Annotated in this window: 21 protein-coding genes; 12 read left to right on the forward strand and 9 right to left on the reverse strand. The window is 72.1% G+C overall.

Annotated features, from left to right (window positions below):
• Positions 1–146 precede the first annotated feature (146 nt).
• The 5 genes from M8J73_RS01605 to M8J73_RS01625 all read left to right on the forward strand — a co-directional run bounded on the left by M8J73_RS01605 (position 147) and on the right by M8J73_RS01625 (position 3,122).
• Positions 147–755, forward strand: a complete 609-nt coding sequence (locus M8J73_RS01605) for a hypothetical protein (protein WP_055538610.1) — start codon at positions 147–149, stop codon at positions 753–755.
• A 281-nt stretch (positions 756–1,036) separates the two neighbouring features.
• Positions 1,037–1,420 carry a Tat pathway signal sequence domain protein gene (locus M8J73_RS01610; RefSeq protein ID WP_249828134.1) on the forward strand — a complete coding sequence of 128 codons (384 nt, stop codon included), beginning with the start codon at positions 1,037–1,039 and terminating at the stop codon, positions 1,418–1,420.
• Positions 1,417–2,091 carry a class F sortase gene (locus M8J73_RS01615; RefSeq protein ID WP_249828135.1) on the forward strand — a complete coding sequence of 225 codons (675 nt, stop codon included), beginning with the start codon at positions 1,417–1,419 and terminating at the stop codon, positions 2,089–2,091. Before M8J73_RS01610 ends, M8J73_RS01615 begins: the two co-directional genes overlap by 4 nt.
• Positions 2,092–2,200: 109 nt before the next feature.
• A complete protein-coding gene (locus tag M8J73_RS01620; RefSeq protein WP_107460856.1) occupies positions 2,201–2,701 on the forward strand; it encodes an RNA polymerase sigma factor in 501 nt (166 codons plus the stop codon).
• Positions 2,685–3,122: a hypothetical protein gene (locus tag M8J73_RS01625; RefSeq protein WP_249828166.1), complete on the forward strand. Its 438-nt coding sequence runs from the start codon at positions 2,685–2,687 to the stop codon at positions 3,120–3,122. Before M8J73_RS01620 ends, M8J73_RS01625 begins: the two co-directional genes overlap by 17 nt.
• Here M8J73_RS01625 and M8J73_RS45430 read toward each other — a convergent pair.
• Both M8J73_RS45430 and M8J73_RS01635 read right to left on the reverse strand, forming a co-directional pair.
• Complete coding sequence (locus tag M8J73_RS45430) at positions 3,114–3,524, reverse strand: hypothetical protein (RefSeq protein ID WP_372503870.1); 411 nt, start codon at positions 3,522–3,524, stop codon at positions 3,114–3,116. The genes M8J73_RS01625 and M8J73_RS45430 overlap by 9 nt on opposite strands.
• Before the next feature lie 159 nt (positions 3,525–3,683).
• Positions 3,684–4,184, reverse strand: a complete 501-nt coding sequence (locus tag M8J73_RS01635) for a GNAT family N-acetyltransferase (protein WP_249828136.1) — start codon at positions 4,182–4,184, stop codon at positions 3,684–3,686.
• Positions 4,185–4,415: 231 nt separating this feature from the next.
• On the opposite strand from M8J73_RS01635, the gene M8J73_RS01640 reads away from it, so the two are divergent.
• Positions 4,416–5,783: a jacalin-like lectin gene (locus M8J73_RS01640; RefSeq protein ID WP_249828137.1), complete on the forward strand. Its 1,368-nt coding sequence runs from the start codon at positions 4,416–4,418 to the stop codon at positions 5,781–5,783.
• 192 nt (positions 5,784–5,975) lie between these two features.
• Here M8J73_RS01640 and M8J73_RS01645 read toward each other — a convergent pair whose 3' ends face one another.
• Positions 5,976–6,269: a putative quinol monooxygenase gene (locus M8J73_RS01645; RefSeq protein ID WP_055539522.1), complete on the reverse strand. Its 294-nt coding sequence runs from the start codon at positions 6,267–6,269 to the stop codon at positions 5,976–5,978.
• Positions 6,270–6,621: 352 nt separating this feature from the next.
• Entirely contained in the window at positions 6,622–7,584 is a 963-nt protein-coding gene (locus tag M8J73_RS01650) for a carbohydrate kinase family protein (RefSeq protein WP_055539523.1), read from the reverse strand.
• Between the two features lie 260 nt (positions 7,585–7,844).
• Between M8J73_RS01650 and M8J73_RS01655 the strand changes: the two genes are divergently transcribed.
• From M8J73_RS01655 to M8J73_RS01670, 4 genes are all read left to right on the forward strand, one after another.
• Positions 7,845–8,867, forward strand: a complete 1,023-nt coding sequence (locus tag M8J73_RS01655; protein WP_055539524.1) for a sugar ABC transporter substrate-binding protein — start codon at positions 7,845–7,847, stop codon at positions 8,865–8,867.
• 181 nt (positions 8,868–9,048) lie between these two features.
• Positions 9,049–10,044, forward strand: coding sequence for an ABC transporter permease (locus M8J73_RS01660; RefSeq protein ID WP_055539525.1), 996 nt, complete (start codon positions 9,049–9,051; stop codon positions 10,042–10,044).
• The gene (locus tag M8J73_RS01665; RefSeq protein ID WP_055539526.1) at positions 10,041–10,877 is read left to right on the forward strand and encodes an ATP-binding cassette domain-containing protein; all 837 of its coding nucleotides are present in this window, start codon (positions 10,041–10,043) and stop codon (positions 10,875–10,877) included. The genes M8J73_RS01660 and M8J73_RS01665 overlap by 4 nt, the downstream gene beginning before the upstream one ends.
• A 77-nt stretch (positions 10,878–10,954) precedes the next feature.
• The gene (locus M8J73_RS01670; RefSeq protein ID WP_055539527.1) at positions 10,955–11,992 is read left to right on the forward strand and encodes a LacI family DNA-binding transcriptional regulator; all 1,038 of its coding nucleotides are present in this window, start codon (positions 10,955–10,957) and stop codon (positions 11,990–11,992) included.
• 63 nt (positions 11,993–12,055) lie between these two features.
• Here M8J73_RS01670 and M8J73_RS01675 read toward each other — a convergent pair whose 3' ends face one another.
• Both M8J73_RS01675 and M8J73_RS01680 read right to left on the reverse strand, forming a co-directional pair.
• Complete coding sequence (locus M8J73_RS01675) at positions 12,056–12,856, reverse strand: MerR family transcriptional regulator (RefSeq protein WP_249828138.1); 801 nt, start codon at positions 12,854–12,856, stop codon at positions 12,056–12,058.
• Positions 12,849–13,385: a VOC family protein gene (locus M8J73_RS01680; protein ID WP_055542498.1), complete on the reverse strand. Its 537-nt coding sequence runs from the start codon at positions 13,383–13,385 to the stop codon at positions 12,849–12,851. The genes M8J73_RS01675 and M8J73_RS01680 overlap by 8 nt, the downstream gene beginning before the upstream one ends.
• A gap of 146 nt (positions 13,386–13,531) precedes the next feature.
• Between M8J73_RS01680 and M8J73_RS01685 the strand changes: the two genes are divergently transcribed.
• Together M8J73_RS01685 and M8J73_RS01690 are read left to right on the forward strand one after the other, a co-directional pair.
• Complete coding sequence (locus tag M8J73_RS01685) at positions 13,532–15,136, forward strand: alpha/beta hydrolase (RefSeq protein WP_240501723.1); 1,605 nt, start codon at positions 13,532–13,534, stop codon at positions 15,134–15,136.
• Between the two features lie 224 nt (positions 15,137–15,360).
• Positions 15,361–15,984, forward strand: coding sequence for a TetR/AcrR family transcriptional regulator (locus M8J73_RS01690; RefSeq protein WP_055542497.1), 624 nt, complete (start codon positions 15,361–15,363; stop codon positions 15,982–15,984).
• Positions 15,985–16,095: 111 nt separating this feature from the next.
• On the opposite strand, the gene M8J73_RS01695 is transcribed toward M8J73_RS01690, so the two are convergent.
• The 3 genes from M8J73_RS01695 to M8J73_RS01705 all read right to left on the reverse strand — a co-directional run bounded on the left by M8J73_RS01695 (position 16,096) and on the right by M8J73_RS01705 (position 22,287).
• The gene (locus M8J73_RS01695) at positions 16,096–17,334 is read right to left on the reverse strand and encodes an MFS transporter (RefSeq protein WP_249828139.1); all 1,239 of its coding nucleotides are present in this window, start codon (positions 17,332–17,334) and stop codon (positions 16,096–16,098) included.
• A gap of 207 nt (positions 17,335–17,541) precedes the next feature.
• Positions 17,542–20,763 carry a bifunctional cytochrome P450/NADPH--P450 reductase gene (locus M8J73_RS01700; protein ID WP_055541432.1) on the reverse strand — a complete coding sequence of 1,074 codons (3,222 nt, stop codon included), beginning with the start codon at positions 20,761–20,763 and terminating at the stop codon, positions 17,542–17,544.
• 462 nt (positions 20,764–21,225) lie between these two features.
• Complete coding sequence (locus M8J73_RS01705) at positions 21,226–22,287, reverse strand: zinc-binding dehydrogenase (protein ID WP_055541431.1); 1,062 nt, start codon at positions 22,285–22,287, stop codon at positions 21,226–21,228.
• Positions 22,288–22,684: the final 397 nt, after the last annotated feature.

Below are 22,684 nucleotides of genomic sequence, written 5' to 3' on the forward strand. Positions count from 1 at the left end.
GACAACGCCATGCGCGGGCGTGCGGATACGGCACTACTGGCGGCGTCGGGGCGGGAGCAGTCTGAGGGCCAGGGGGAAGAACCCCGCCCCCTTTGACCTGGCTTGACGCCTCTCGTGTCCCGTTCCCACGTATCGCAGGAGACCCCATGTGTGCCACGACCTCGTCCCGCTCCAGCGACATGTCCGAGGAGCGGCGGCCGGGCCGGGCGCTGCTGCGGCGCTGGCCCACGGCCCTCGCGCTCGCCCTGACCGTGCCGGGGCTGGTGCTGGGCGGCTCGGAAGAAGCGGCTGGCGCCGTCCGCGGATACGGGGAGTTCCTGCCCCTCCTCCCGCTGCTGTACGTGGTCGTCCATCAGGCGGGGAGGGCGAAGGCGACCTGGCCCGTGCTGGGGGCGGGCGTGGTGTTCGCGTTCGCCCTGCAACTCCTGGACGTCGTCTCGCCGGCCGGTGTCATGGTGGGCGTCGCGCTGGCCGTACTGCTGTGGGGTGCCGTGCGCGGAACTCCCCATGGGCGGCCCCTCCTTGGCGTCCAGGCGGCCGGCGCGGTCGTGTTCGGCGCGCTCGCGCTCACCGGTCTGGTGCTGGACCCCGACGTGGGCCGGTATCTGGTGGCCGCGGGCTGGTTCCTCCACGGCGTCTGGGACTTCGCCCATCTGCGGATGCGTCGACTCGACGGTGTCGTCGCGCCCACCTTCGCCGAGTGGTGCGGGGTCGTGGACGTGGTGGTCGCCGTGGAGCTGCTGTTCCTCGTGTGACCCGTGTGACCAGGGCGGGCGCCGCAGTCGCCGGGTCGGCGGGTGTCGCGGTCGCCGGGCCGGGGTGTCGCGGTCGCCGGGCCAGGGTGTCGCGGTCGCCGGGCCGGGGGGCCGAAGTCGTCGTACTCGGGGTGTCGCGGCGGTCGCGCCGATTCCGGCCCGCGACAACGGCTTTGCCATCTCTTTACAACGGGGGCGGCCGCTGTCTCGTCTCTCCGCTCGATCCGCAACGCCGCCCCGCCGGGTCACCGTCCGGGCGGCCCGACGAGAGAGAGCGACTCATGCGCCGTACCGTCCTCAGTGCCGCGGCCCTGGCCTGCACCGCCGTCCTGGCGGGCGCGCTGCCCGCGTTCGCCGACGACACCGCCCCGTCCGCCGCGCCCCGTTCGGCGACCTCCACCCCCACCCCGGTGCCGTCCACCGCCGGGCCCGCCGAGGAGTCGGCCACGCCCGAGCCCGCCGAGGACGGGAACGCCACCGAGCCGTCTCCGGTGCCCAGTCAGGTCTCCGTGGTGCCGAGCGGGGCGCCCGACACCGGGGAGGCGGCGGGGTCGGACGGCTCCGGGACGGGCGCCGTGCTCGTCGGCTCGGGCGCCGTCGCGGCCCTCCTCGGCGGAGCCGGCGCGATCGTCCTCGTCCGGCGCCGTCGGGGCGACGCGGCATGACACCGCCCACCGCGGCGCTCTCCCGGCGCTCCCTCGTCGCCGCGGCGGCGGCCTCGCTGCTCGTCGGTTGCCAGGGGAGCGGCGGGGCCGGGGGCCGGGACTCGGGCACTCCCCCGGCCGGCACGGCCCCGTCCGCCCCGTCGTCGGACGCGTCCCGTCGGTCGTCCTCCTCGGCCGGGTCGCCGTCGCCGCTGGCGCGTTCCGTGCCGGTCAGGCTGCTGATCCCGGCCATCGGGGTGGACACGCCGGTCATGGAACTCGGGCTGGCGGCGGACGGGAGCGTGGAGGTGCCGCCGGTGGCGGAGCACGACCGGGCGGGTTGGTACCGGCACTCGCCGACACCGGGTCAGACCGGCCCCTCGGTGATCCTGGGGCATGTCACGGTCGGGGCCTACGGCGACGGTGTCTTCCGCCGGCTCGCGCGGCTGCGGCCCGGCGCGCGGATCACCGCGCGCCGGGCCGACGGCTCGACGGCGGAGTTCACCGTCGACCGCGTACGGACCGTCGCCAAGGCCGACTTCCCGGCGGCGGAGGTCTACGGGAACGTGGACCGCCCCGAACTCCGTCTCATCACCTGCGGTGGCCCCCGCTCCGGCGAGGAGTACCGGGACAACGTGATCGTCTTCGCCACGCTGAGCGCCACCGGCCGTACGGGCGAGCCGGTGCCGTGACCGGTCACCCCTCCCCCGCCGCCCGCCCGTACGGCCACCCCCGGGGCGGGCCTCATCCCCTCCGTACGACCGCCCGCACGGCATGACGAGCCCACGACCCTGGAGAGCGTTGAAACGGTCCCGCGAGAAGGCCGCGTCCGAACTGTTCGCCGCCCTCTACCCCCGCCTCGCCGGCTGGTGCCGCAGGCTGGTCGACGACGACGAGACGGCCCACGAGATCGCGTCGGAGGCATTCACCCGGCTCTGGGCCCGCTGGACCTCCGTCGCCGAACCCCACGGCTTCCTCTACGTCACCGCGGCGAACCTCGTACGGGACCACTGGCGCAAACTCGAACGGGAACGCCGGGCGATGCATCGGGCCACGGCCGAGGCGGCGGTGCGCCCGCAGGGCGATCACGCCGAGCAGGCCGACCCCTCGGTGCGGCTGCTGGTGCAGTCGCTGCCGGAGCGACTGCGCGTCCCGATCCTGCTGCACTACTACGCTGACATGCCGATCCGGGAGGTGTCCGTCCTGACCGGACGCAAGGAAGGAACCGTCAAGGCCGATCTCCACGCGGCCCGCGAACTGCTCCGCGCCCATCTGAGGAGAAGCCTTGATCACACCCGCTGACGACGGCCCGGAGTTCGAGCCCGACGATCCGCTGACCGTCGTCCTGCGCCCGCCCGCCGAGCACCTCGGCCCGCCGTCCGGCCGCTACGAGGCGATCCGCCGCGCCGCTGCCCGCCGCCGTCTGCTGCGTGCCGCCGCCGGAACCGCCGTCACCTGCGCGGTGGCCGCCCTCATCACCGTGCCCACGCTGTTCGCCACGTCCGAAACCCGCACACCCCCGTCGCCACCGCTCGCCCCACCGCCCGCGACCAGCCCCGCTCCCACGCACCCCCGCGCGAAATCGCCCACGCCCGTCACCCCCGTTCCCGCCGAGGACTCCTCCACCGCCCCGTCCGCGGCGCCGGGCGCGTCCTCCCCGACCGAGGCGCCCTCGGCGGTGCCGACCCCGTCCACGGCCCCGTCGGCGGCCGATTCACGGTGAGGGCCGCCGGCCGCTGCTCGGCAACGGTCGTCTCACCGTCGTGCCGAACGGCCCGTCGGGGCTGAACTCCCGCGTGAGTGACCGGAGTTCGTGGAGTACCGGTGCGTCCGTGCCCTCCAGGGCGGTCGGCACGCCGCGCCAGTGACGCAGGGCCGCCCCGTCGCCCCCGAGGGCCCGCAGGACATGCCCGCACTCGTACTCGGCGAGGCCCCGCCCGTACGAGTCGCCGCGCTCGGCGGCCTCCCGGAGCAGCGCCCCGCACGCCTCCCGCGCCGGGTCGAGGCGGCCCCGGGCCCGCAGCGCCCGCGCCCGGCCCAGCCGGGTCTCCCGCTCGGGCGGGACCGCGCCGAGCGTGCTCCTCGATGAGCCGGCGGGTGACCGACGAGGCGAGCAGTGCCTCACCGGCGGCCATCACCCGCACCGCCTGCACGACTTCGGCGACCGGGGGCTACAGCGTCACCACGGGCTACGCCTCGCCCGGCTCACCACCGACAGCCACAGCGACCCCGGCCGCCCCGCCCCTCGCCCCCTTGCCCCCTTGCCCCTCACACCTACGCCCCCTCACAACCCCCGCCGCATGCAGACCAGTTGATCGCGCGGGTCCCACGACTCGGTGGGCGTGAAGCCGAGCCGTTCGTAGAGGGCGATGGCTCCTGTGCGCCACTGCCACACCGACAGCCGCAGGGTGCTCACCCCGCTCTCCGTGGCGTGCGCCACCGCGGCCTCGATCAGGCGCGACGCGACGCCCCTGCCGCGGTGGGCGGGATCCGCCCAGAGCCGCTTGATCTCGGAGCAGCCGTCGACGGGCGCGGTCACCACGAGGCAGCCGACAGCGCTCTGTTCACTTGACGCCAGCAGCACGGCATCGGCGGCGAACGCGGTCCGCGGATCCGTGATCTCCGCCCGGTAGCGGTCGGGCAGCCCGTCCACGCCGGTGACAGCCCGGCCCTTCTCCGCCTCGGTCCGCAGGTGGTAGTCCGCGAGCAACCGGGCGAGCCCGCCCTCGTCACCGGGGTCGTACCCGGGCCAGCGGACCACCGCGATCTCGCGCCGCTCAGTCATACCGACAGCATCACACGCCCTCCCCCGCCCTGGTCGAGCCGCCGAACGCGGGCGTACACCTCGGCAACTCTCGGCGAATGCCGCCCGAACTCTCGACAGGACATGGGTAACCGGGGGTAACTTCAGCCACGATCGTCCAGCAACCGCTTTCCCCAGCCCCATCTTCAGCCCCACCCCTGAGCGCTACTCCCGCACCACCAGCCCCAGTTCACTCCCCAGGAGAGACTCCCCATGCGCAGACTCCTCGCCTGTCTCACGTCGGCGGCCGCCGTCCTCGGCGGCCTCACCGTCGCCGCCCCCTCCGCCTCAGCCGCCCCCTCCGCCTCAGCCGCCCCCGCCGCCGACTCCGGCACCTTCAACGTCCTCAGCTACAACGTCGCGGGCCTGCCCGAGGCGATATCCAGCGCACCGACGCCCCGCGAGCCCAGCACCACGACGATCGGTCAGCGGATCGCGTCGTACGACGTCGTCCACGCCCAGGAGGACTTCAACTACCACGCCCTCCTCTACGCCGCAGACACCGCGCACCCGTACCGCACCCCCACCAGCGGCGGCGCCGCCATCGGCAGCGGACTCAACACGCTCTCGAAACTCCCCTACGACGAGGACGACTTCGAGCGGGTGCGCTGGAACAGCTGCACCTTGGGCTCGGGCGACTGCCTGACCCCCAAGGGCTTCACCTTCATGCGTGAGCGCCTCGCCGAGGGTGTCTACGTCGACTTCTACAACCTGCACACCAACGCCGGCACCAACGACGACGACCTCGCCGCCCGCAGGGCCAACCTCAGCCAGCTCACCGACTTCATCGCCTCGCACTCCGCGGGCAACGCCGTCGTGGTCATGGGCGACACCAACACCCGGTACACCCGCTCCGGCGACACCATCGCCGAGTTCGCCGCCGCCAACGGCCTCACCGACCCGTGGGTCAAGCTGATCCGCGGTGGCGTCGCCCCTGCGAAGGGCAGCGACGCCCTGGTCTGCGACCAGACGGGAACCACCGTGCCCAACACCTGCGAGGTCGTCGACAAGATCCTCTACCGGGGCAGCAAGCTCGTCTCGCTGAACGCGACGCGCTACAACAACGAGCACGCCAAGTTCCTCACCGACGGCGGCCTGATGCTCTCCGACCACGACCCCCTCACGGTGGACTTCTCCTGGTCGCGCAACGCCGCCTTCCAGCTCAGCGACCAGTTCGGCGGCCCGCACGGCGACTACTTCAACGACATCGGCAGCGTGCCGGCCGGGGCCCGCGCCACCACCGTCGCCCTGCGCGCCGGTTCCCGTGTGGACCAGCTGAGCCTCACCCTCGCGAACGGCACCACGCTCACCCACGGCGGCACCGGGGGCACCGCGTCCTCCCTCACGCTGGGCAGCGGCGAGTACCTCACCTCGGCCACCCTGTGCCAGGGCCAGAAGGACGGCCGCACCCGGATCTTCTCCGCCAAGTTCACCACCAACCAGGGCCGCACCCTGGCCGGGGGCACCACCACCTCGACGTGTGTGACGCGCACGGCACCGTCGGGCTGGCAGATCGCCGGTTTCCACGGCCGTGCGGGCGACGAGGCCGACAAGATCGGCTTCATCTACACCCAGCGCTGACGCGGACGACCGGCAGCGCACCTGGGGTCTGTCGTCCGGCCCTCGTCCCGGGCGGGTCGACCCGACCCGCCCGTGGCACCCCGCGGCACACCGCGCCCGGCCCGGTCACGCCGGCAGGCCGAGGAACGATCCGGTCACGCCAGCGGGTCGGGGTTCCGCCAGGTCACGCCGGCGGATCGAGGAACGGTCCGGTCACGCCAGCGGGTCCAGGAACGTGAGCACGGACGCGTCCTCCTCGATCAGCGGCGCGAGCGCGGCGTTGAACGGGCCGCCGTAGGGGGCCTTCAGATGGGCCTGGAAGGCGTCCTCGTCCCGGTACACCTCGAAGATCCAGAAGGCGCGCGGTTCGGCCGCCTTGGTGTAGACGTCGAAGGCGAGGTTGCCTTCCTCCTCGCGCACCTTCAGGGCGTACTCCCCGATCATGCGGGCCACCTCGTCCCGGGCCCCCTCACGGGCGGTGAACTCGGCGAGCAGGGTCTTCTTCACGATGGCGTGTCCTTGTCGTCGCAGGGGTGAGTGTCGCGTACGCGGCCCGCACCCACGGCCCGAACCGGCGGCCGGAACCGCACGCTTGTGGCGGTTCGCCCGGCACGAGCCTTTCGTCGCCGGACCCGGGCAGGGGCCGGCAGGGCAGAGTCACTGTTGCCACCTGGGCAGGGCGCTGTCACCGCTCCGGCCAGGGCGTTCATCCCTGCCGGGCGGGCCCGCCGACCGATGTCATCGATGACATCGAGTGGCCCGATGATGGGCGAGATCCGGTGGGCACGTCAACGGCCCGCGGGGTATCGCTCGCCGGGAATCACTCTCGGGGAATCGCCCGCACGGTCCGCCCCGCGGCTCAGGCGCCCACGGCGGGCGCGAGCTGCGTCAGCTGCTCCCGCCACGGCGGATTGGGACCCGCGACCGAGCAGGTCAGGGCCGCTACCCGGGCGCCGAACCGGCATGCCTCGGCGACCTCGTCGAGACCGACCCTGTCGAGTCGGCCACCGAGCAGACCGAGGGTGCCGAGGTGGTGCAGGAGGCCGGCCGTGAAGGAGTCGCCCGCGCCGACCGTGTCGACGACCCGGGTGGCCACCGCGGGCACCCGCACCCGTTCGCCGTCGAGCGAGGCCAGGGCGCCGTCGGCGCCGAGGGTGATCACGACGAGCCGTACCCCCGCCGCGTGCCAGGTGTCGCAGGCTTCCTCGGGCGAGGTGCCCGGCAGCAGCAGGTCCAGGTCGTCCGAGCTCAGCCGCAGGATGTCGGTGAGAGCGCACCAGCGCGCCAGCCGGGCACGGTAGACCTCGGGGTCCACCAGCAGCGGCCGGACGTTGGGGTCGATGCTGACGGTGGCCCGCTCGGCCGCCGTCTCCAGGAACCGTTCCACCACCGCCCCGCCGGGCTCGCGGACCAGCGCCAGCGAGCCGGTGTGCACACAGGCCGTCCCGGACAGATCGACCCGGGCCAGTTCCTCCGAGGTCCACTGCCAGTCGGCGGTGTTCTGGGCGTGGAAGGAGAACGCGGCCTGCCCGGTGGCGTCCAGTTCCGCCACGGCGAGCGTGCTGGGCTCCGCGGCGGCGACGGCGTACGAGAGGTCGACGCCGGACGCCTCCAGGTGCCCCCGGAACAGCCGGCCGAACACGTCCCCCGACAGGCGGGCGAGGAAGCGGGCCGGGGTCCCGAGCCGGGCCAGGGCCACCGCCGTGTTCGCGGGTCCCCCGCCGGGCAGCACCCGCAGAGCGAGTTCATCGGGAGCGTGGGCCGGCTCGGTGAAGGCGTCCGCGACGCACTCTCCCAGCACAGTGATCCGACTCGGGCTCATGGGCTGCTCTCTCTCGAAGAAGGCTCGGCAGGACCGGGCGAGGGGTCGGCGCGGCGACAGGGGGGCTCACCGGCCGTGCGGAGAAGACGGCTTCGTACGTTGCCGATTTGTGACGGGTGGAAGGCATTGACGTTGCCCGGATCCGGAGTCCATCATCCTCGCCATGCAGTGTCAACGATGACATAAGTCAACGATGACACCGGGGCGGCATGCTCCGATCACCCAGCCCCGTGCCGCTCGCTATCCCACAGGAGTCGATCATGTCTCGCACCACTCGTCTGTCCTCCTCCCTCCTCAGAGCGGCCGCGGTCACGGGCGTCGCGGCCCTCACGCTGACGGCCTGCGGCTCCGGCTCCGGTTCGGACTCCTCCTCCTCGGGTTCCGGCTCCGGAGCCGTCAAGGTCGGCCTGATCACCAAGACCGACACCAACCCGTTCTTCGTGAAGATGAAGGAGGGCGCGGAGAAGGCCGCCAAGGAGAACGGCGCCGAACTGTCCACCGCGGCAGGCAAGTTCGACGGGGACAACGCCGGGCAGGTCACCGCTCTGGAGAACATGGTCGCCGCCGGCGTGAAGGGCATCCTGATCACCCCGAGCGACTCCAAGGCGATCGTCCCCGCGATCGAGAAGGCCCGCGCCAAGGGCGTCCTGGTCATCGCGCTGGACACCCCGACCGACCCGGAGAGCGCGGTCGACGCCCTCTTCGCCACCGACAACCTCAAGGCCGGCGAGCTGATCGGCGAGTACGCCAAGGCCGCGATGAAGGGCAAGAAGGCGAAGATAGCCACCCTCGACCTGGCGCCGGGCGTCTCGGTCGGCGTCCAGCGGCACGACGGGTTCCTGAAGGGCTTCGGCGCCTCGGACAAGGACGTCGTCTGCGCCCAGGACACGGGCGGCGACCAGGCCAAGGGCCAGACCGCGATGGAGAACTGTCTGCAGAAGGCCCCCGACATCAACGTCGTCTACACCATCAACGAGCCGGCGGCCCTCGGCGCCTACACCGCGCTGAAGGCCAAGGGCCGCGAGAAGGACGTGCTGATCGTCTCCGTCGACGGCGGCTGCACCGGCACCCAGGCGGTCAAGGACGGCAAGATCGCCGCGACGTCGCAGCAGTACCCGCTGAAGATGGCCGCCGAGGGCGTGAAGGCGGTCGTGACGTTCGCCAAGGACGGCAAGAAGGCGTCCGGTTACACCGACACCGGCGTCACGCTGATCACCGACAAGGCGCAGGACGGGGTCACGTCGAAGGACACCGCCTACGGCCTGGAGAACTGCTGGGGCTGAGCCCGGCCCCCGGGACCGTACGACCCCGCCACCGCCCTCCGTGGAGCGGCCGCCCCTTCCCTGACCGGGCGGCCGCCCCCGGGCCGTGCCCGACCCCGGTGGCGGGAGCCTCTCCCCTCGTCCTCCGACCAGGACGCCATGTCCTCCGACCAGGACTTCTGTCTTCCGACAAGGACTTCGCATGACAGCGACGACATCGCCGTACTCGGAGCTCAAAGCGCCGACCACGGTCCGCAGACTGCTCACGGCGCCGACCACCGGCCCCCTGGCCGCCCTCCTCCTGGCCTGCGCCTTCTTCTCGTTCTCGACCGACCAGTTCCTCACCGGCGGCAACTTCTCGCTGATCGTGCAGCAGGTCATGGTCGTGGGCACCCTCGCCATCGGGCAGACCCTGATCATCCTCACGGCCGGGATCGACCTGTCGTGCGGAGCGGTGATGGCGTTCGGCAGCATCGTGATCGCCAAGATGGCGGCCGAGGGCTCCGTCCCGCCGCTGGTCGCGATCGCGCTGGGCCTGGTCGTCTGCGGCGGTTTCGGGCTGCTCAACGGCCTGTTGGTGCAGAAGATCCCGCTGCCGCCGTTCATCGTCACCCTCGGCATGCTCAATGTGGCGTTCGCGCTGACGCACATCTACTCCGAGGAGCAGACGGTCAGCAATCTGCCCGGCCCGCTGACCGCCCTCGGCGAGACCTTCCCCCTCGGCCGCACGGACATCACCTACGGCTCCCTGGTCACCATCGCCCTGTTTCTGCTGTTCGCCTACGCGCTGAGCAGCACCGGCTGGGGCCGGCACGTCTACGCCCTGGGCAACAGCGCCGAGGCCGCGCGACTGAACGGCATCCGCACCTCCCGCCTCACCGTCGGCGTCTACACGGTGGCCGGTCTGCTGTACGGCGTCGCCGCACTGCTGCTCATCTCCCGCACCGGTGTCGGCGACCCGCAGGCCGGGCAGACCGACAACCTCGACAGCATCACCGCCGTGGTCCTCGGCGGCACCAGCCTCTTCGGCGGCCGCGGTTCGGTCCTCGGCACCTTCATCGGCGTCCTCATCGTCGGTGTGTTCCGCAACGGGCTCCAGCTGATGGGGGTCGCCTCGATCTACCAGACCCTGATCACGGGCGTCCTGGTGATCCTCGCGGTGACCGTCGACCAGATCTCCCGGAAGAAGGCACGATGACCGCGACCCCCGCCCCCACGCCCGTGCTGCAGGCCCGCGGCCTCGTCAAGCGGTACGGACACGTCACCGCCATCGACGGCGCCGACTTCGATCTGATGCCCGGTGAGGTCCTCGCCGTCATCGGCGACAACGGCGCCGGCAAGACCAGTCTCATCAAGGCGCTGACCGGCGCCGTTGTCCCGGACGCGGGCGAGATTCGGCTGAACGGAGAGCCCATCACGTTCTCCGGCCCGCAGAGCGCACGCGCCCACGGCATCGAGACGGTGTATCAGGACCTCGCGGTCGCCGCGTCGATGGACATCGCCTCGAACATGTTCCTCGGCCGTGAACTGCGCCGCCCCGGTGTCCTCGGCACCGCCTTCCGCATGCTCGACAAGAAGCGCATGCGGCAGGAGGCCGCCGAGCACATGGCCGACCTCAAGATCGGTCTGCGCTCGCTGACCCAGTCGGTGGAGACCCTCTCCGGCGGACAGCGCCAGGCGGTCGCGGTCGCCCGCGCCGTGGCCTGGGCCCGCTCGGTGGTCGTCATGGACGAACCCACCGCCGCCCTCGGCGTCAAGGAGTCGGGCCAGGTCCTCGATCTGATCCGCCGGGTCCGCGACAAGGGCATGCCCGTGGTCCTCATCAGCCACAACATGCCTCATGTCTTCGAGATCGCCGACCGCATCCACGTCCACCGGCTGGGCCGGCGGGCCGCCGTGATCAAGCCTTCCGACTACTCCATGGCCGAGGTCGTCGCCATCATGACCGGCGCACTCACCGTCGACGCGGCCGGAGATACTGTCGTTGCGGATTCGGAGGCCGCGAAGGCCGCCGGCGTCCGGGCCACCTGACAGCTCAACCCCGCTCTCCCGTCTCCGGCCGAAGGCCGCGGTCGGAGAGGAGAGCCCTTCAGGAGACGGTTTCCTCCATGGCAGCGAACCGCCGCCCCACCCTGGCCGATGTCGCCCGAGAGGTCGGGGTCAGCGCCAAGACGGTCTCCCGGGTCCTCAACGAGGACGGCCCCGTCTCCGCGCGAACCAGGGAACAGGTACTGGCCGCAGTGGCGAAGCTCGGCTTCCAGCCGAACCTCATGGCCCGCAACATCCGCGTCGGCGGCCCGGACACCACCATCGGTCTGGTCATCCCCGATCTGGCCAACCCCTTCTTCGGGGCGGTGGCCCGAGCCATCGAGGACACCGTCGGCGACCGCGGACTGACCCTGCTCATGGGTTCCTCCGCGGACGACCCGGAGCGGGAACGCGCCCTCACGGACAAGTTCCTCGCCCGCCGCGTCAGCATCCTGATCGTCGTCCCGTCCGTGGGCGCCGACCACTCCCACCTCAAGTCCCAGCGCACGGCGGGACTTCCCGTGGTCTTCCTCGACCGGCCCGGAGTCGGCCTGGTCACCGACAGCATCGTCAGCTCCAACCGGGCCGGGGCCCAGGAGGGCGTCGCCCACCTCATCGCCCACGGGCACCGCAGGATCGGCTTCGTCGGCGACCTGCCCCCGAAGCTGTACACCCGCCGTGAGCGCCAGGCGGGCTACCGCTCGGCGCTGCTGGCGGCCGACATCCCCTACGACCGCGCCCTCGTCGCCAACGCCCACGACCAGTCGGGGGCCGAGGCCGCGACCGCCGGGCTCCTCGGTCTGGCCGATCCCCCCACCGCCCTGTTCGCGGGAAACAACATCATGGCGCTGGGCATAGTGGCCGAACTCGCCCGCAGCAAGCGCAAGGAGGTCGCGGTCGTCGCCTTCGACGACGTGGCGCTCGCCGAGGCACTGGAGCCGGCCCTGACCGTCGTCGCCCAGGACGCGGAGGAACTCGGCCGGGTGGCCGCGACCACCGCCCTGGCCCGCCTCGACGGAGACCGCGGCCGCGCCCGCACCCTCACCGTCCCCACCCGTCTGATCGTCCGGGGCTCCGGCGAACAGCCCGCCCCACGGACGCGGCCCCGCACCGCGTAGCCCCGCACCGCGTGCGTTCACCCCCGGTCGACCGGGGCGAGGAGGCTTGGTCTTCGCCGGCCTCTACTCCCAGGTCGCGGTGTCCGGGTCGATGCCGTGGGCCCGCGCGTCGGCGTCGACGATGCGACGGAACCAGGTGGCGAGACCGGCGCGGATGCCGTCGTAGTGGGCGGCGAACCCCGGGTCGGCCTCGTACCTGCGGCCGAGGCAGACCTGCATGCGCCGGGTGAGGGGGAAGTACGCGGCGAAGACCTCGCGGTGCCGCTCGACGAGCCGGTTCGCCTCCGGATCACCGGGGGCGACACCGGCGTCCATCGCCTCCCCGAGGGCACGTTCGAGGGCGGCGACGGAGTCGGCGACGGCCTGCCACTCCTCCGGGCCGCGTGAGGCGGAGCGTTCGGCGTACTGCTGCCACTGCTCCGTGTCCCCGTAGCGCCGGCGGGCCTCGGCGGGCCAGTCGGGGTTCCACGCGGGGCCGAAGATCGCGGTCTGCTGCTCGACGGTCAGCAGCAGACCGCGCTCGTGTGCGTCGATCATCCGGTCCAGTCCGGCGCCGAGCCGCTGGAGGCGGTCGATCCGTTCGGCGACCTGGGTGCGCTGCGCGCGCAGCGCGGCAGACACCTCCGTCGCGTCGTCGAGGATGGACCGGATGTCGTCGAGGCCCACACCGAGCTCGCGGTAGACGACGACGCGGTGGAGGCGTTCGAGGTCACGGGCGGTGTAGAGCCGGTATCCGGCGGTCGTGCGCAGCGACGGCCGCGCCAGACCGATCTCGTCCCAGTGGTGCAGCGCGCGGACGGTCGCACCGAGCCGCATCGAGACCTGACCGACGGTCAGGCCGTCGGTGTCCGTGGCGTCAGGCATGGCTCCCATTGTCGGGTCGGCCGCCGCCCGGCGGGGTGATCCCGACGGCCGCGAGGTTCCGCGCCTCCTCACTGGCCGGATCCAAGGGCTTGGCCGCGGTGAGGACGATCCGGGCCTTCTCCGGGGTGGTCACCACCACGTCGCGGGTGTTCCAGGGGGTGTCGCGTGGGCCGTCGACCGACTCCGGGCGCACGGCACGGCAGTCCTCGACGAGGGAGTCGATCTGGCTCAGCAGGCACGCGAAGCCGACACTCAGCGCCGGTGCCTGCTCCGGAACACCCGCCGCCGGGACGAGGAGCACGTCCTGGAACGCCCACCGGCGCAGGTGCACGACCCCGCCGGGGATGCTGAACAGTTCGAAGAACCCGAGGCCGCGGACCCAGAAGTCCACCGAGGCCGCCAGATCGTCCGTGGGGATCGTCACGAACGCCGGCATCCCGTAGATGCCGCGGAACGGCTCCGGCGGCACCGCGTCGGGGCCGGGAGCGGGCACGGGGCTCATCTCGAACGCGTCGTAGTAGTCGCTCATGCGCCCACTCAACGGCCTCACGCGGCGTGAGGGTCAAGCCGATCCGGCCAACCTCGCCCGAGGGAACATCATCTTCCTTGCGTGGCAGGCCAGTTGGGATGATCCTGTGTCGCGCCTGTGAACTCCTGTTCCTTGGAGGAACATCCGTGACATCCCACCCCCCACTGGCCCGGCCCGCCGCTCGCCACAGACGGCGCGGGCGACTCGCCGTCGGTACCCTGGTCACCGCCCTGTTCGGGCAGTTGCTCGCCGGAACCGCGGTCGCCGCTCCCACGGCCGAGGCCCCGTCGCCCGGACGCATAGCCTGGGAACCCTGTGAGTCCCCCTCCGGTCAGGGCACCTTCGAGTGCGCCACCCTCACCGTGCCGGTGGACTGGAAGAAGCCGCGTGGCGCCACCATCGACCTGGCGCTCAACCGCCATGTGGCGACGAACCCCGCACGCAGGATCGGTTCGCTCCTGATCAACCCCGGCGGCCCGGGCGGCTCCGGCGTGGACTTCGCGTTCAGCGCGCCCGAGAGCTTCTCGCCCGCGCTCCTGGAGCGCTTCGACATCGTGGGCTTCGACCCGCGCGGTGTCGCCCGCAGCAACCCGGTGCGGTGCGACAGCGACCTGGTCACGGCGCAGTCGGGACTGCTCTACCCGGACAGCACCGCGTCCTTCACCTCCCTGCGCCGGGCGAACCGCGCCCTCGGCAAGAGCTGCCGCGCTCTCACCGGCTCCCTCGTCGACCACATGGACACGGGGAGCGTCATCCGCGACATGGACGCGATCCGCGCCGGCCTCGGCGAGAAGCGGATCAGCTACTACGGCGTCTCCTACGGCACCGGTATCGGCCAGCAGTACGCCGAGCGCTATCCGCACCGCGTCCGCGCGATGACCCTCGACTCCAACATGGACCACAGCCTGGGCAGGTGGGACTACCAGAAGACCGAGACGATCGCGATGGAGGAGTCGTACGGCCAGTTCGCCGACTGGTGCGCCCGTACGTCCGCCTGCGCGCTGCACGGCCGGGACGCCCGCGCCCTGTTCGACTCGCTCTACCAGCGCGCGGCCGCCGGTGAGCTGGTCCTGCCGGGCGACCCGCCGCACACCGTGACCACCCAGGAACTCCAGGACGCGGCGTTCGGGAACATGTACGACCCGGCCTCCTGGTTCGAGTTCGCCCAGTCCCTCGCCGACCTGGACGCGGGCGCCCCCTCCGCGGCGAAGTCCCTCGGGCGGCGCGGTGAGCCGACGCAGTTCCCGTACCTCCCGGTGACATGCCAGGACTACGACTTCGACGTGGCCTCGTACGGCATGCTCGCCCGCTACGAACGCAAGCTGGCCCGTCTCGCCCCGGTCACCCGGCTGAGCTCCCTGGCGTGGACCGACCTGACCGGCTGCCAGAACTGGCCGACCGAGGTGGCCAACCCGCCGCACCGGCTCCGCGTCGACGGCACCCCGCCGATCCTCGTGACCAACAGCCGCTACGACGTGGCGACACCGTACTCCTGGGGATCCCAGGCGGCTCGGCAGATCGGCCGCGAGGCCGTCCTCCTCACGTACGACGGGGTCGGCCACGGTGACTACTGGCTGAGCCCGTGCGCCCGCAAGGCCATCGACTCGTACCTGCTCACTCTGAAGACCCCTCGCAAGAACACCCACTGCCCCGCGGTCTGGCCGGCCGCCCCCTCCGCTCAGCGCCAGTCCCCGAGCGGCGACCTCGTCAACCCGCTGCCCGACCTGCTGAGCACGGGCCGCCTCGGGTAGCCGCTGACTGCCCCTGTGGTTCCCTGAGGATCGCTGAATGACGGAGGTCCCCTCCCACACCCGGCGGGCTGTGGGAGGGGGCCTCTTGCGCCACCGGCCGCGGCCACGGTCGGCTCGGCCAGGGCGCAGTCAACCGGGGCGCAGTCAACCTCGACACACCGGCCGTCGCCGATTCGACATGATCGATCGACTTGTTCGCAGGACTAAGTCGATATAATGGCTTCATGGCTCACGTATCCGCGGCCGAGCGCCGTCCTCAGTTGATCAAGGCCGCCATCGACCTCATGACGAGGGAGGGCGTGGCCGCCGGCAGCACCCGTGCCATCGCGGCGGAGCTGGGCGTCGCCCAGGCCACGGTGCACTACACCTTCGGCACCAAGGAAGACCTCTACCGCGCCGTCATGGAGCAGCTCACCCACGATCTCATCACCCAGGTCGGACGGTCGGCGCCCACGGACGCCTGCTTCGAGGACACGATCGCGGCACTCGCCACCGCCCTGTGGCGGACCGTGCGCGAGCAGCCGACCACGCACCTGCTGCTCACCGAACTGTCCATGTTCGCGCTCCGGACCCCACGGCTGAAGGAGGCCCTGGAGGGCCACTACCGCGAGGTGACGGCCGTGACGACGAAGCTGGTGGCCGAGGCCGCCGAGCGTACCGGTCACCAGCTGGCCCAGCCGCCGGAGACCCTCGCCCGGTTCTTCCTGGCCGGCTTCGACGGCCTCTCGTCGCAGCGCCTCTCCCTGCCCGACGAGGAGGCCGAACTCGCCTGCCTCCAGGCCCTGGTCTCCGCCGTCGTCGCACTCGCGGGCGGCCGCCTGGAGTTCGTGACTCTGCCGACGGTCTGATCAGCTGACGGCGAGCCGGGAAAGGGCCGGCGCGGACGGTGTTCCGTCCGCGCCGGCCCTTCGGCAGTGGGTCACGGCAGTCTGTCGGCACGCACGTCCCGTGCGGCCTCCTCAGGCCGCCGGCACACGTCCGGGCTGTACTGCGCCGGCGGTCTCCCCGCTGGCCACCGTCATCCTCAGCAGGGGCAGCGAGGCGAGGCAGGTGCCGAACGCCAGGACGACGCTCAGGACGCCGGCCCCGGCCCCGTCGAGCACGGCGCCGACGGCCAACGGTCCCACGCCGGTGCCCAGCGCACCCGCGCCGCTGAGGGAGGCGACGAGTCGGCCGGTCGGGTCGAGGAGCGCCGCGGCGGCGAGCATCTGCACCAGGACGGCCAGTTGGCAGCCCTGCCAGAGGACGGCCGCGACGGTGAAGAACACCGGGTCGTGGGTGAAGATCAGGATCGCCATCGCGACGGCCTGCCCCATGACGAAGGCGGCCATCGACCGCATGCGACCCCAGTGCCGCGCGGTGACGGGCCCCACCACCGCGCCGACGAGTGCCACGACGCTGGAGACAGCGAGGACGGCCGACACCGCCGAGTGCGACATGCCGGTGTGCTGACGCCCCAGCACCGAGGCGTACGACCACGCGCCCTGGGTGACTGTCCACAGGAGCCCGGTACCGACGAGCAGTACGACCGACGGCCTCGACGCCGCCGTCCCTCGCGCACCGGCGGACCCGGCGGCCGGTGGCGTGGGGCCGACGCCGGACGCGGTGGGATCGGCGCCCGGCGCGGTGGGGACGGCGGGGCCGTCGGGGAGTCGGCGCAGCAGCGGCCATGCGGCGAGACAGCACAGTGCCATGAGCAGGAAGCCGGTGCCCTCCCCCAGGTCGTGGTTGGCCATGGGGACGCCCATGATCAGCAGCGCCGTCACCCCGACGACACCGCAGATGGTGACCGCGGAGGCCTTGTCGGCGTCGTCGGTGGCGGCGAGCGCGGCCGTGGCCGCCGCGTACACGGCGCCGAGCCCCGCGCCGAGGACCAGGTTGGCGAGGATCAGGGTGACCGTGTCGGTGACCGCCGCCGCGCCCAGGAAGCCGACGCACGAGACGGCCAGGCCCAGCCGGGCCATCCGCACCCGGCCCGGCCGCGCCGCCCGCCCGGCCAGCAGCAGCGTGACGACGGCGGTCGCCATCAGCTGGGTCGCGGCCACGAGCCCGGCGGTGGAGTCGGACAGCGCGAAGCGCGTCGCGAAGTCGTCGACGAAGACAGGCATCACGTTCGCCCCGCCGTTGCCCAGGGTCACTCCGGCGACGAGGGCGACCGCCACGCCGAAGGTGAGCGCGGAACCCGTTCGTGCGTTCACCGACCGCTCCTCTGTGGGTGGTTGGGGGTGGTCAAGGGTCCTCGGCGGGATGCCGAGCGGGTGACGGGCATGCGAACCTCACCAGTTCAGGAGGGGGCGGGAGACGGTGCGAAGGAGACAGGGCCACGGAGGGGGGAGTGTCCGTGACCCTGTCGGTCAGTGGGGTGGCGCGGTGTGCGGCGGGCGCCGCCACCGCACCGAGGCCGGTCAGCCGGCCCAGACGTCCTCGACGTAGATTCCGGACTCGATCAGCGCGTTCAGCCAGGCGCTGGCCTCGACGTCCCCGGCGCCGGTGTGGGTGCGGTAGATCGCCATGAACGCCTCCCGCACCGCGGGGGCCATCCGGCGGCCGTCGCCGCAGACATGGACACGGCCGCCGGCCTCCAGGGCCGCCCACACCTCGTCGCTCTCCTTGGCGATGCGGTCCTGGACGAAGCGGGCCCCGTCCTCGGGGGCGCAGGAGAAGGTGGGCCGCATGCTGACGGCTCCGGCGGCCTCGGCCGCCTCGAACTCCGTGCGGTGCAGGTAGTCGACGTCGGGGTGGTCGCAGCCGAAGTAGCACAGCAGGGTGCCCGTCGACCCGGTGTGGTGGCGGTCGAGCACGGCCCCGCGGAAGGGGGCGAGACCGGTGCCCGCGCTGACCAGGATCACCGGCACCGAGTCGTCCTCGGGCAGCCGGAACGCCTCGCTGCAGGGCAGCACCCGGGCCTGGACCGTGTCGCCGGCGCTCACCGTCTGGAGGTAGTGCGAGCCGATGCCGCGGAAGGTGCCCTCGCCGCTGCGGTGGGGCGCGGCGAGCAACGACACCATCAGGTCGACCTCGCCGGGTGCCGCCGCGGCGGACGAGGAGATCGAGTAGTGGCGCGGGCGCAGCACCGGCAGCAGCTCCAGGAAGACCTCGAACGGCAGCTCGCAGGCCCGGTAGCGCTCCAGCAGGTCGAGGAGGCTGCGTCCGGCGGCGGTCACCTGCTCGCGGAAGGTCTCCTCGTCGGCGGAGGCGAGTTCGGCCAGGGGGCGCTTCTCGGGCGGGCAGGCGGTGTGCTCGGCGAGTGCGGCGACCTGCTCCCGGGTGGCGGGGTCCTGGAGTTCGACGAAGTCGGTCAGCAGGCGGCGCAGGGTCAGCGGGCGGTCGACGGGCAGGGCGCCCCGGCTGCGGCGGCGGGTCTGGAGCCGGACGGTGCGGTCCAGGTCGAGGGAGAACCGGTCGGCCACCCGCCGCACGAGGTCGGCCGGGTTGCTCGGGAGAACGGCGAGGTGGTCGCCGGTGCGATAGGTGACGCCCTCGGGCAGCCGCAGCTTGAGGAAGCGCTTGGAGCGGCCCAACCCGTGGTACATGTCGACGAGTTCACCGGCGTCGAGCACCTCCATCGGCTGGACGCCGTGCCGTGCGGCGAGCCCGCCGATGACCGAGTCGGTCGCGTCCTCCAGTACGTACAGGCCCGAGTCCTGGTCGTCCTCCGGTTCGGCGGCGGCCGCTTCCCCGGCGGTCCCGTAGCGCTCCAGGAGCGTGGTCCACAGGTCGCCGGTCCAGCGGTCCACGGTGCCGGCGAAGTCACCGGCGGCGTCGGCGGCGCCGCGCTCCAGCAGCGGTGTGGCGCCGGCGGCGGTGAGCCGCTCGTCGATGAGGGTGGGGACGCGCTGGTAGGTGGCGGCCCAGTTGCGGTCGCCGACGCCGAGTACGGCGTACCGCAGGCCGTCGAGGGCGCCGGGTTCCAGCCCCTCCAGCCAGGTGACGAACTCGGTGGCGTCGTCGGTGGGCCTGCCGTTGTAGGAGGCGGCGACGATCACAACGGGCCCGTCGGCCCCGGCGAGCTTGCCCACGGCGTCGTCGAGGGGGGCGACGGAGGCGGTGAAGCCGCGCTCGCCGCCGTCGTCGGCCAGGTCGCGGGCGATGCCCAGGCAGGTGCCCAGGTTGGAGCCGTGCAGGAGCGTGAGCGAGGTACCGGTGGCGCGCCGGACGACGGGGCGGTCCTGGCCTGCGGGAGCGCTACCCGCCACGAGGGCCGCGGCGGCGGGCGAGCGCCGCTCCCCGCTGGTGCGCCGGGCCAGGTTCAGGGTGAACTCGTCCGGCTTGAGGGTGAGCGACTGCTTGATCTTCAGCTGGTAGTTGGTGTGGTCGATCAGGCGGTAGCGGTGGATCACGAGCGCGAGGACCAGTGTGGCCTCGTGCAGCGCGAACTGCCGCCCGATGCAGGCGCGTTCACCGCTGCCGAACGGCTTGAACAGATGGACCGGCCGCTCCTCCTCCCGCTCCGGCAGGAACCGGTCCGGGTCGAACAGCTCGACGTTCTCGCCCCAGGCGGGGTCGCGGTGCAGCTGCGGGATGAGGATCTGGATGGACTCGCCCTTGCGCACGGCGTACTTCCCGCCGATGACCGTGTCCTCGATCGGCTCCACCGCGAAGGCGGGCGCCGTCGGCCACAGCCGCAGACTCTCGTTGAGCACCTGGCGGATGTACGTCAGCTTGCCGATGTCCCCGTAGTCGGGCTCGGGGGCGTCCGAGTCGCCCCACAGGGCGTCGACCTCGGCCTGGGCCCGGGCGAGGACCTCGGGGTGCTTCGTCAGGTAGTAAAGGGCGAACGACAGGGCACCACTGGTGGTCTCGTGGCCGGCGATGAGGAACGTGATCGCCTGGTAGCGGATGTTGACGTCGTCCAACGGCTCGCCCGTCACCGCGTCAGTGGTGTGCAGCATCCGCCCGAGCAGGTCGTCGGTGCTCATGTCCCCGGACGCCCGGCGCTGCCGGATCACATCGTCGACCAGGCCCTCCATCAGGGCCACGTCCTCACGGAACCGCTCCGCCTGCTTCCACTTGAACAGCTCCGCGCCCGGGATCGACTCGCCCTTGTCCTGGGCGAAGGCCAGCGCCCTGGACAGCGCGGTGACGAAGGGGTGCGGCTCGTCGCGCTCGAACGACTCGAAGTCGTAGCCGAAGCCGCACAGTCCGATCGTGTCGAGCGTCAGGCGCGTCATGTCGTCGGCGACGTCCACGGACTCCTCGCCCGCCGCCCGGTCCCACTTCCCGATCAGCTTTCGCGCGACCCGGAGCATCGTCGCGTGGTAGCCGCGCATCGCGCCGAGTGAGAACGCCGGCATCAGGACGTCGTGCGCCTTGCGCCAGTTGGGCTCGTCGTTGTACGCGGTGAACAGCCCGTCGCCACCGATCCCCCGGAGGATCACCAGGTCGGGGTGGACGTTCTTGCGGAACCGGCTCTCGTCCGCCAGCTCGGTGACCAGGTCGAGACCGGACGCGAAGTTGATCTCGTTGCCGAAGACGCGGAGCTTGAACAGCGGCCCCAGCTCCTTGGCCTCCTTCATCACATAGAGCAGGCCGTCGGCCCCACTGGGGATGTCGAACGCGTGTCCCACCAGGGGCAGGGCCGGGCGCTGAGGAATCGGTTCGGTTCCACGCAGGGTCTCGTGGGTCATGAGCTTGCCTTTCGTTGCCGCACAGGCTGTCCACTGGCTAGAACCATACAGGCGACATTGTCACTCGACAATGTCGCTCGATTGTGGCGCCTGACACAGTCGATCGATTGACCGTCGGGGCCGCCTAGCGGGAGGGCCGCAAAGGCGCACCAAACAGACAAAGCCCCTCCCGCGACGCGGTGTCGCGGGAGAGGCTTGTCGCCCCCTCAAAGACCGCCGGGAGTCGGCGGGGAGCCCACGGGGGCAGAACCCAGGGCCTTCACGGGACGGGGCCCGGCAGGGAGTTCACGGGATCGGGGCCAGGGACTTCGGAGGACGGGGCACGGAGTTCACGGGACCGGTCAGGGATGGGGAGGACCGGCCAGGGACTCCGGAGGACCGGGCAGGGAGTTCACGGGACCGGCCAGGGATTCGGAGGACCGGCCAGGGAGTTGGGAGGACCGAGCGCGGCGCGCAGAGGACTCAGGGGGTGAGGACGAACCGAATCGGATCGCCGATCTTCTTCTCCAGCCGGTGGACGGCGTCCGCGGCGTCGACCAGCGGGACGTGAGCGGTGATGGAAGGGGCCAGATCGATCCGCCCGGCGGAGGTCAGGCCGATGAGCTGCTCCACATGCTCGAAGCCGGAGCCGTAGTGGCCGCGGATCTGGCTGCCCTGGAAGCAGAACCCGGTGCTGTCGCCGACGACGATCGGCTCGGGCGTGAGCCCCGCGAGCACCAGGACGCCGCCGGCCCCGAGCGCGGCGACCGCCTGAGCGCGAGCGGCGGGAACGCCGGCGAAGTCGAACGCCACGTCGATCCCCCGCCCTGCCGTTGCCTCCGCCACCGCTTCGGCGAAGCCGTCCGCCGTCGGGTCGAGAGCGAAGTCGGCGCCGAAGGCGAGGGCCCGCTCCCTGGCGGTGGGCAGGGGATCGACGGCGATGATCGGCGCCGCGCCGACCATGCGGGCAAGCCGGACGCCGTGCGCGCCGAGACCGCCCGCCCCCCAGATCCCGACTGCCTGCGCGGGACGCACCGCACCCGTCTCGACGATCGCGGCGTACGGGGTGGAGACGGCGTCGGGAATGATGGCGGCCTGATCGAAGGGAAGGTCGTCCGGGATGGCGAGCAGGGTGTCCTCGCGCGCCAGGGCGTACTGGGCCCAGCCGCCGTCGTAGTCCACACCACGGGTGAGCGGCTGCCGACACGCGGTGCGGCGCAGACAGCCACCGCACGCGCCGCACGCCTGCCCGGCCTGTAGCACGACTCGGGTGCCGGGCACCCACTCACCGGCCACCCCCGGCCCCACGGCATGGATGACACCGGCGACCTCATGCCCGAGCGTGACGGCACGGGCCGCGGCGACGGAGTCGACGGGGAACGCCGGGCCGATACTGCCGTCGATCAGATGAACGTCGGACAGACACACCCCGGCGGCCCGCACCTCGACCAGCACCTCGCCCGGCCCCGGCGTGGGCACGGGTACCTCTTCAACGGCGAACGTGCGGGTGTCCAGGCGGAGCCGCCCGGCAAGCATGGTCTTCATGACGGACCTCGATCCTTCCAATGCTTCAAGCGAATGACATGGTCAGTCGACCATGTCATTCAACTGGATCGTCTGACAAGTTCGAGTGACCAGCATCTCACCGGGGGAGAGAGTGGGGGCTGGAATGGGGAAAGGCTGCGGTGGCAGGGCAGGCCGACCCGCAGAAGGGGCGGCACGCAAGAGCGGTCAGCACGGCTCGGCCCACCCACGCCTGCCCCATACGGCACTGCCGAGGCCTCAGCACGGCGAAGAGCGCCGCAACCAGCACAGCGACTCCACCTCCCACCGGCCTGCGTTCGCGGGGCTTCCCGGACCGGGAACCCGGCTCGGCGGGGTGCTAGCCGCTCAGGAGCCCCTCAGGCCCCTCTTGCCGACCGGCTCCAGAATCGCCACGTTC

This window comes from Streptomyces neyagawaensis (assembly GCF_023516595.1).
GTDB classification, from domain to species: domain Bacteria; phylum Actinomycetota; class Actinomycetes; order Streptomycetales; family Streptomycetaceae; genus Streptomyces; species Streptomyces neyagawaensis.